This window comes from Acidipila rosea, from assembly GCF_004339725.1.
GTDB classification, from domain to species: Bacteria; Acidobacteriota; Terriglobia; order Terriglobales; family Acidobacteriaceae; genus Acidipila; species Acidipila rosea.
Genome location: NZ_SMGK01000001.1, coordinates 1,241,382 through 1,250,083, shown reverse-complemented (window position 1 = coordinate 1,250,083; position 8,702 = coordinate 1,241,382). Strand labels below are relative to the sequence as shown.

6 protein-coding genes are annotated in these 8,702 nt (G+C 57.0%); 2 read left to right on the top strand and 4 right to left on the bottom strand.

The genetic code is table 11. The annotated features are described in order from the left end of the window. Window positions 1–122: 122 nt before the first annotated feature. The 3 genes from C7378_RS05110 to C7378_RS05100 form a co-directional block, all read right to left on the bottom strand. Window positions 123–1,226 (bottom strand): acyltransferase family protein, encoded by a 1,104-nt coding sequence (locus C7378_RS05110; protein ID WP_131992574.1) that lies wholly within the window; start codon window positions 1,224–1,226, stop codon window positions 123–125. Between the two features lie 385 nt (window positions 1,227–1,611). Continuing rightward, window positions 1,612–1,767, bottom strand: a complete 156-nt coding sequence (locus C7378_RS05105) for a DUF3309 domain-containing protein (RefSeq protein ID WP_131992572.1) — start codon at window positions 1,765–1,767, stop codon at window positions 1,612–1,614. A gap of 73 nt (window positions 1,768–1,840) precedes the next feature. Then, on the bottom strand, window positions 1,841–2,545 hold the full coding sequence (locus C7378_RS05100) for a uracil-DNA glycosylase (protein WP_424221158.1): 705 nt from the start codon (window positions 2,543–2,545) through the stop codon (window positions 1,841–1,843). Between the two features lie 104 nt (window positions 2,546–2,649). Here C7378_RS05100 and C7378_RS05095 point away from each other — a divergent pair, with 104 nt between their 5' ends. After that, window positions 2,650–3,855, top strand: a complete 1,206-nt coding sequence (locus C7378_RS05095; protein ID WP_243648075.1) for an aldose 1-epimerase — start codon at window positions 2,650–2,652, stop codon at window positions 3,853–3,855. A gap of 50 nt (window positions 3,856–3,905) precedes the next feature. Here the strand turns inward: C7378_RS05095 and C7378_RS05090 are convergent, their stop codons facing one another. Further along, window positions 3,906–6,476: a glucosidase family protein gene (locus C7378_RS05090; protein WP_131992566.1), complete on the bottom strand. Its 2,571-nt coding sequence runs from the start codon at window positions 6,474–6,476 to the stop codon at window positions 3,906–3,908. 106 nt (window positions 6,477–6,582) lie between these two features. Between C7378_RS05090 and C7378_RS05085 the strand changes: the two genes are divergently transcribed. Next, entirely contained in the window at window positions 6,583–8,622 is a 2,040-nt protein-coding gene (locus tag C7378_RS05085) for a RecQ family ATP-dependent DNA helicase (protein ID WP_131992563.1), read from the top strand. Window positions 8,623–8,702 lie beyond the last annotated feature (80 nt).

Genomic DNA, 8,702 nt, shown 5'->3' with positions numbered 1-8,702 from the left:
GAGAGAGGATCTCCACTCAAAGGCCGAATACATTGCCGCAGACTTGTCTTCTCGCCCACGCTTTCCCCTTGCAGTCGCGCGGCGGACCATACATTATCTTTTAGATCGCAAAGATTCTAGCTTCAGGTAGTTACTGTACATCCCGTATATGTGCCTACATCTAAAGCCTTCTTGGCTTTGCCTTTAAATGCTAGACACGGTTTCTCTATGAAATGCCATGAAAGAATGGCGAGAAATAACGCGGATGGATAGGCTACAGCGAAAAGACTAAGCGCGCTGCTCGTATGTAACACTAAGACTTGCTGTAGTGGCCATCCGGTGATGTATAGCCCGTAGGAATAGTCCCCGAAGTGATGAAAACTGCGAACATGGACTGCCGGATGGTAGCCAAAAGTTATTATCAAATAACAGAGCGCCAAGGGAAATAGTTCCGCTCCCAAATGGCGAGAAAAATGTCTGATAATTAAGAGATCCGCACCCATTATTCCCAAGGCCACCGGCAACGACAATAGAACCTTCTTCCGTGCCAGATAACAGATTGCACCTACAAAAAAGCACGCGATCCACCTCCATGCGGATGCCCACGGAAGTGTCTGCATTTGAACAGTCAACAACAGCGCAGCAATGAGAAATAACCAGGAGCTAAGACTAAAGCTTCCAGCTAACGACTTCCTTCTTGCGACAAGACACGCCAGAAGAGTCACAATGTATAGAGTCCATTCGGCTGGAAGTGTCCATATAGAAACATTGACGATATTTTGGACCGGATGGTTACGAAATACTCCGGGCAAAGAATCTTGGGTATGATGAAGGATTGCATCACCTAAGAAAGCCCAGGTACCTGAACTGCTGAAGTACTGGCCGATATAGTCGGTGGATACAATTGGGCCGAGTACAAACGCGCAAAGCATAATCGTCACCGCGAGGGCAGGAAAAATCCTCAGTGCTCGCGCTGCGAGGTACGACTCAGCCGTCTCAGCGCGAAGAGCACTTTTAAGAATGAGAAAGCCGCTAATAAAGAAGAAGCCAAAAACAGCAGTGCCGCCAAGATCACCCCAGTTCAGAAGAAGATGCATCGGATCATGGGAAAATTCTCGTCGAACAGCATAGGAGTGAGACAGAATCACTGAGGTTGCAAAAAGAAAACGAATGAGATTGAGGTTATTCTCTCTGCCCTTTTCAACCGTACTCAGACGCACCGTATGTAAAATTTTGATGATTTGCATGCGAACCCCGATCGAACCCTTTCTGCACCTAAACCCAGTTGGAGGCAATATTCAAAACGGCAACAGAAAATCGAACGTCCGTTCGTCAATCTGGTCTTAATCTCTATTTGTAGGCTGAGCTTACTCGAAGGATACCATGAGAATAATCACGGGCTGTATCAGATCATCAGAACCCAGTAGCCTTGAGAAGGCTAAACAGAAACTGGTCCGAGCGAAAAGGCTATAAGCGGAAAATTAAATCCGGAGAACTAAAGCAACAATATAGAGACGCTAAGGCGACTTGCGACACATACCACATTGTCCTGTGGATGGCCCTTCCAGCTTCTAAGCACATCAAAGCTGGAAGGGATGGATCAAATTTCCTTTCCAATGCAACCCGCCCACCTCAAAAGACCCGTAGTAGCAGCAATATCACCACGATTATCAGCACCAGCCCAATCCCTCCGCTAGGGTAATAGCCCCAATTGCGGCTATGCGGCCATGCGGGAAAAGCTCCGATCAACATCAACAACAGAATTACGACGATCACATCGACTAGCATTGGCCTTCCTCCTCAATACACTTGCCAGAGATGCGCCACATCGATTGCCGAGATGCCCGCCGCCTCAAACGCCTCAGTCGCTTAGCCCAGCCAGTTCCCTGGCGCGAGTGAAAACCCGCAGCATCATCGGCGCCGTTAACTTGCCGGTATTCGTATTCTGCAGCGATGGGTGATAGCAGCCCAGCAACCAGCGACCGTCAGATAACTGATATTCCACGCCATGTCCGAAGAGTAGCTCCCTGCGTTTCGTTATCTGCCCCGTTCGCACCAGGTGAGCGACGAAACCGTCAAAGGCCACTCGACCCAGGCAGACAATGACCCGTAGCCGTCTCATGGCCGCGACCTCCGCGTCCAGATAAGGAGCGCAGTTTGCCAACTCATCCAGCAGCGGCTTGTTGCCCGGCGGAGCGCAGCGTACTACTGAGGTGATCCGTACATCGACCAGCCGCATACCATCTTCTCGCGATACAGCGGCAGGCTGCGATGCGAATCCCGCCTCGTAGAGCAATGGGTAGAGAAACCCGCCCGACCCATCGCCGGTAAACGGCCGTCCTGTTCGGTTGGAGCCATGTGCGCCCGGCGCAAGGCCAAGCAGCAAAACACGTGCGCCGGCAGGACCAAACGATGGCACCGGCTTCGCCCAGTACTCCCAGCCAAGGTAAGCGCGGCGCTTCTTTTCGCCGATCTCTCGGCAATACTCGCGCAGCCTGGCACAGCGCTCGCACGAGACAACCTGCTCGTTGAGCACCGCCAACTCTGACTCTGACAAATCCTTCACACCCACGCAGCGATTTTACAGCGTAGAATGGGCTCGCCCGCATCCTAGCGATGCAGGCGCGAAACCGTTTTCTACCATTTCCAGCGCATGAGGTTCGATAGTCAATGATGTCTCACTCTTCAAGAAGCCTGCTGCTGGCTGCAGCTGCTGCAACACTTGTCGCCACTGGCTGCGGCAAGCACGCGCCGACCCCGGCTAACGTACCACCGCAACCCAGCGCACACACCGCGCAAATTGGCGGTGAAGATGTTGTGCGCCTCGAGCGTACGCCCGGCACGGATAGCACCAAGCCGGAATTCGTCTCCGCGACTGTGCTCCCGGGAAGAGGCATGAACGTCTTCCAGATCACGGCCAACATCCCCGGCAAGGGTGAAGTGCAGCTTCTCGCATCGCCTACATTGGAGCAGGCGGCAACCAAGCTCAACGGCGGCCCTGATGACCTGAATGGCAATGCCAGCTTCTCCTTCGGCGGCGCGTTCCTCGTGCCTTATCCGAACCGTATCCTTGGCAAGCTCTCGCCTGACGGCAAAACCATCACTACGCAGTGGCATGGCAAAACTCTGACTCTGCCGGCCAACTGGAAGGGCAAGAAGCCAGGCGCTCCGCCTCATGCCATGCACGGTCTGATTCTCGCAGACCAGACGCAGGATGTTCACACTGAAAAGACTGCTGACGGAGAAACGGTCACCGGCGTCATTCACGCTGGCAACTTCGGCGGACATTGGCTCTCACAGACAGATCTGAACTTTTCCATCGCGTTGACTGGCAGTGCAGTTGAAGCCACCATCACAGCCAAAAACGTCGGTACTGAAGACGAACCGCTCTCCATCGGTTGGCATCCGTACTTCGCCATCCCCAGCGGAGATCGCCATCAGGCCATGATCCACATTCCCGCCGCGCAAATGGCGCAAGTCAATAACTACGATGACGTCTTCCCCACTGGCAAACTGCTGCCTGTCAAGGGAACAAAGTTTGACTTCAATGCACCCGAGGGCAAACCACTCGGTGACATGTTCCTCGACGATAATTTCTCAAAGCTTAACCGCACCGACGGCTCCGTCGTAGTCAATCTCACGGACCCCGCTTTTGGTTATGGTCTACACATCGAGGGTGAATCGCCCGAGATCAAGACAGTGCAAGTTTACGCTCCACCCGAGAAGTCCTTCACCGCCATTGAGGAGCAGTTCAACTTCGGCGATCCTTTCGGCAAAGAGTGGCACGGCATGGATACGGGAATGGTCACCCTCAAACCCGGCCAGTCCGTTACCTGGAAGTGCAAGCTGGCCCTCTTTACCCCAACCAAAAAGTAGCCTCTTTCAGCTGGCCCCATATCTATCACGGGATATGGGACCAGCTGAAATCATCGCAGCAGCTCCAGCCGGGCATGCACTCTCGCATATCCCAGTGCATCCACCGCTTGCTCTTTTCCCTGCAGGATCAGTTCATATCTACCGCTTGAAACCGATCTCAGCTCTCCACCTTCCACCCTGCCGATCCGCAACTTCGTATCGATCTCAAGAGAAGAATTCGCTGGCGCTGCGGAAGGGACATCGGCATCGATAGTCAGTACATTGCCGCTTTCTTTGACCCCAACAATCTTCACGCCGTGGCTCGCCTCACCCACCAGCGTCCGAACAGGAGCAGCCATCACATCCACGCCGCCACGGTATCGCAGGTGAATCACTTCAGTTCCGTGCTGCATCGTGAACTCCATACGCGCATGCTCATCCTGCTCATTCCGCTGCGGTGTCACCTCGACTGATCGATTTCCTGCTTTCGCACCCAGCACCTGCGCTCCGATCGGGATTGTAGGATCGAAAACAAGGTCCACAGCGCTACCATCGTTTACAACTGCCAGATCCATGCCGTTCGCTGATCGCGTCATCTTGAGAGAGAGGCGGCCATGGGGCAGCATTATGTTTTTCACCGTCACCCCATTCCAGCTTCCTGGCAGGTGTGGAGCAAAGAGGATGCGGTTCGACATCGACTCCACCTGCAAGCCGAGCAGCCCATGTACAGCCGCATCGAGAAAGCCAGCAGAGGACCACGTCTGCTCCGGCACGGATTCCGTCTGTTGGTGAAAATAGTCTCCCGCGAGCACCTCGTGCATATGTCCTGGCGCATCCAGTGAATTCCACGACAGTAGCGCGCTCCATATCTGAAAGGCTGTAGCCGGACGATGTTCCTGCCAGAACGCCATCGCAAGCGATGCCGTACCCAGCGCAGACACACTCCCCGACGAGTACGAGTCCGGGTCGTAGTGGTCCGAGGCTGCGGACATGCCACGCGATCCCCAATCCGTCTGGTAAGCGTCCGAGGCCAACTGATCCAGCAGTTCATCGTCCTGCTGAGCTGTGAAAACATGCCGGTGGATCAACTCCGCAGGGCGGCTTCGCAGGTCGACTACTTCCCTACCGGAGACAGCGTGGCCGCCAATCCAGAAGCGCTGCGCATTATCCCAGTACCGTGCCGCCATCTCCTTACCGGCCTTCTCGCTCACGGCCTCTGCGCGCTCCGCCTCCTGCGGATGTCCCGTCCACTGCGCCAGCTGCGAATAGGCTGAGGAGGCGCCAAGCCATGCGGCGGACAGATCGATATCATCCTTCATCCGATTCTGCTCATCGCTTCCCTCCTTGCCTTCCGGAATCTGCGGCAGCCCAGTAGAAGCACTGACCGTCGACAGGCAATATTGATAGGCCTTCTCAATCGCAGGCCAGTGATGCCGTGCAAAATCGACATCCCTGCTCGCCGCTACATAATTAGCAAGAGAACTCAGAAATTGAAACGTAATATCCACGTGGACATACATGTATGGATATTTGCTCCAATCCATGAGCCCTGCGCTCTGCGAAAGCTCATGCCAGATCATCCCTGTCTTCAGTTCCCGATACTGCAGGATGAACGCCAGCTCCCGTTGTGCGCGCGCATACTCCCCTGCCGCCACAAGCGCATCCGTCGCCACCAGGCCGTCTCCTGCAAAAAACCACGCGTACTGCGGACGCCGCGCGTCCCGCGAAGGCCCATATCCGGCAACGATGCCACATCCCAGCTGCGGATTGCAGACCCATGCCTGCTCCAGTGCCACCTCAGCCCATGCCAGGGCACGATTCACATCCGCGTCCAGAGTCTCAATCTGTAGCGCATCGGCAGCCACCTTCGCATAGCGCCCTTCCGCCTGCGCCTCCAGTGTTCCCATGTCGCTCTTCAACATCTTCTCCGCCGTTGCTGGATTGGAAGCCACCAGCACAACAGCCCTCATTGGCGCCCCTGGATTCGACCGTGGTCGAAGAGTGAACGATAAGCCGCTCCTGGCGCGCACCGTACTATTCACCGTCTCATCGTGAGCAATAATCTGCGGCGAAGCTATCACCGCTGAAAATCTGCCTGTAGGTTCGGAAATCAAATAACCCGAGACAGCATCGCTCCACTGCGTATTCTGGCCCCCTATCGCTCCGGGCCACATCAGGTTCAGCACTGGCTTGAAGTGAACGTTGATGTCAACAGCCCCGCGCCCTTCGACCTCGTAGCTCACCAGGGCGCCCTCAGCATCAAGCGGGATGAACAGCTTTTCTCTCACCACGAAATCAGGCCCGACATAGATCCGCGTCACCTCATGCGGCCGATACTCGATGCGCCTTAACAGCAGTGTTCCATCGACATCGCTGGTCGCTCCTCTTGGCTTGAAACTGACGCGATACTCGCTCACGAGCTGCAGCGGATACGCCCAGAACTCCAGCCCAGTTGCCGGATACCCCATCACCAGCGCATGTTGCCCATGCACAGCAACAAAGCGCGCTGCTACTGCGTCGGTACTCACGGTCAAAGAAGCGGGGCTGCTTACCTCATTCGTCTGTGCCTGAGCCAGTCGCACAAAGCCAGTGACCAGGCAGAACAGCAAGCCCATAAGGATGTTCTTGAAACAAAGCTTCATAAGGAAATCTTCACCACTCAGCTGCTTTGCAAAGTGTATCGTTCGCTCGCCGCATCAAGCTGGAGCGCCACAACAGGCACATAGTCGATAATGAACCATATCCACCATGGGCCTTCTTGATACTCCCGCCGCCAGTCTGGCTGACCTGTTGCACCGCGTCTTTGGCCATCGCGACTTCCGCGCCAACCAGGAGGAGGTCTGCCGCGCCGCAGTCTCCGGGCGAGACGTACTGCTTGTGATGCCAACGGGCGCCGGAAAGTCCCTCTGCTACCAGCTGCCCGCCATCGCTCGTGGCGGCACCGCGCTCGTCATCAGCCCACTCATTGCGCTCATGGAGGATCAGGCCTCGAAGCTGACGCAGCTTGGCCTTCGCGTAGCTCGCGTCCACTCCGGCCTCAGCCGCGAAGAGTCGCGCCAGGCCTGCCGCGAATATCTCGACGGCGCGCTGCAATTTCTTTTCATTGCCCCCGAGCGACTGCGCGTTCCCGGCTTTGCCGAGATGCTTGCCAGGCGTAAGCCCTCAATGGTCGCTATTGACGAAGCCCATTGCATCTCGCAATGGGGCCATGACTTCCGTCCCGACTACCGCATGCTTGGCCAGCAACTGCCCATGCTGCGGCCAGCCGCGGTCATCGCGCTCACCGCCACCGCCACGCCGCGCGTCCAGCGCGACATCGCTGAGCAGCTCAACCTCAATCAGGCCGAGTGCTTCATCCATGGCTTTCGCCGGGACAATCTCGCTATCGAAGTTGTGGAAATCTCTAAGCCGCGACGCCCGGCTCTTGTGTGCGAGCTGCTGAAGGACCCGGCGCGCCGTCCCGCCATCGTCTACGCGCCGTCCCGCAAAGAGGCCGAATCACTCGCTAATGACCTCGGCACGCTTTTCCCCGCCGAGGCTTATCATGCTGGCCTGGAGCCGGCTCGCCGTGGCCGCGTCCAACGGGCCTTCCTCAACGGTGAACTTGAAGCCGTCGTTGCCACCATTGCCTTCGGCATGGGCATCGACAAAGCGGATGTACGTACCGTCATTCACACAGCGCTCCCCGCCAGCCTTGAGGCCTATTATCAGGAGATTGGACGCGCTGGCCGCGACGGCATGCTCAGCCGAACCGTGCTCCTGCATTCTTTCGCCGATATGCGGATGCACGAATTCTTCACCGACCGCGACTATCCCCCCATTGCCGATCTGGACCCCATCTTCAAGAAGCTGACCCGCCAGCCGCAGCCACGCGAAAGCATCCGCCTTTCACTGCAGATGCCGCAGGACATCTTCGACAAGGCCCTCGACAAGCTCATGACCTACGGCGGAGCGGTCCTCGATTACGAGGGCAATGCCACGGCAGGCCAGCAGACTTGGCGCAAGGCCTACATGGCGCAGGCAAGCCAGCGCCGTGAACAGGTTGCGCTCGCCGTACGCTATGCCGCCTCGACCGAGTGCCGCATGGCCGCCCTCGTGCGCCATTTCGGCGATACGGCTGACGGCGAACGCATGTGCGGCCAGTGCGACTTCTGCTCGCCCGAGCGAGCCATCGCCGTCCAGACCCGCCCCGCCACCCGCGCCGAAGAGCGCATCGCCCACACCCTGCTGCGTCAGCTTCGCTCCATGTCAGGGCGCTCCCTAGGCCGTCTCTGGCACGAACTTTGTCCCACAGGCGACCTCGACCGCAACCAGTTTGAGGAGCTGGCTGCAGCCATGGCGCGTGCCGGCCTGCTATCCCTGGAAGACGACGCCTTTGAGAAGGATGGCCGTACCATCTCCTATCGCAAAGCTTCTCTCACCGAATATGGAGAGTCGATCAGCCAGCACAGCACCCTCGACCTTCAGCTCCGCGGCGAACCCGCGTCAGAGCCCAGAGGCAGAACCACAACTCGCTCCTCATCCCCCAGACCGAAGCCATCGCCAGCCGATCCGCCTCCGCTCACCGCAGGCCAGAGCGCCCTCGCCGACCGCCTCCGCACCTGGCGTGCCACTGAGGCGAAGAAGATGGGCAAGCCTGCCTTCGTCATCTTCAGCGACCGAACCCTTCACCTGCTGGCCGCAGAGCAACCGGTCACGATAGAAGACCTGCTTGCCATACCCGGCTTCGGCGAGGCAAAAGCGACTAAATTCGGGGAGGCTATCTGCAGCATCTGCGCAAGTATGTAACCATGAACAGGTTACAATTGTCATTCAGGGTAACCTAGACAAGTAATCATTCATGGCCAGCTCCGCTCTCTCATTTCGAT

What these genes read in the sequence shown, in the direction of transcription:
- C7378_RS05095 (WP_243648075.1), top strand. Translation starts at nt 2,650, where the DNA reads ATGATGTCTCACTCTTCAAGAAGCCTGCTGCTGGCTGCAGCTGCTGCA.
- C7378_RS05105 (WP_131992572.1), bottom strand. Translation starts at nt 1,767, where the DNA reads ATGCTAGTCGATGTGATCGTCGTAATTCTGTTGTTGATGTTGATCGGA.
- C7378_RS05085 (WP_131992563.1), top strand. Translation starts at nt 6,583, where the DNA reads ATGGGCCTTCTTGATACTCCCGCCGCCAGTCTGGCTGACCTGTTGCAC.
- C7378_RS05090 (WP_131992566.1), bottom strand. Translation starts at nt 6,476, where the DNA reads ATGAAGCTTTGTTTCAAGAACATCCTTATGGGCTTGCTGTTCTGCCTG.
- C7378_RS05110 (WP_131992574.1), bottom strand. Translation starts at nt 1,226, where the DNA reads ATGCAAATCATCAAAATTTTACATACGGTGCGTCTGAGTACGGTTGAA.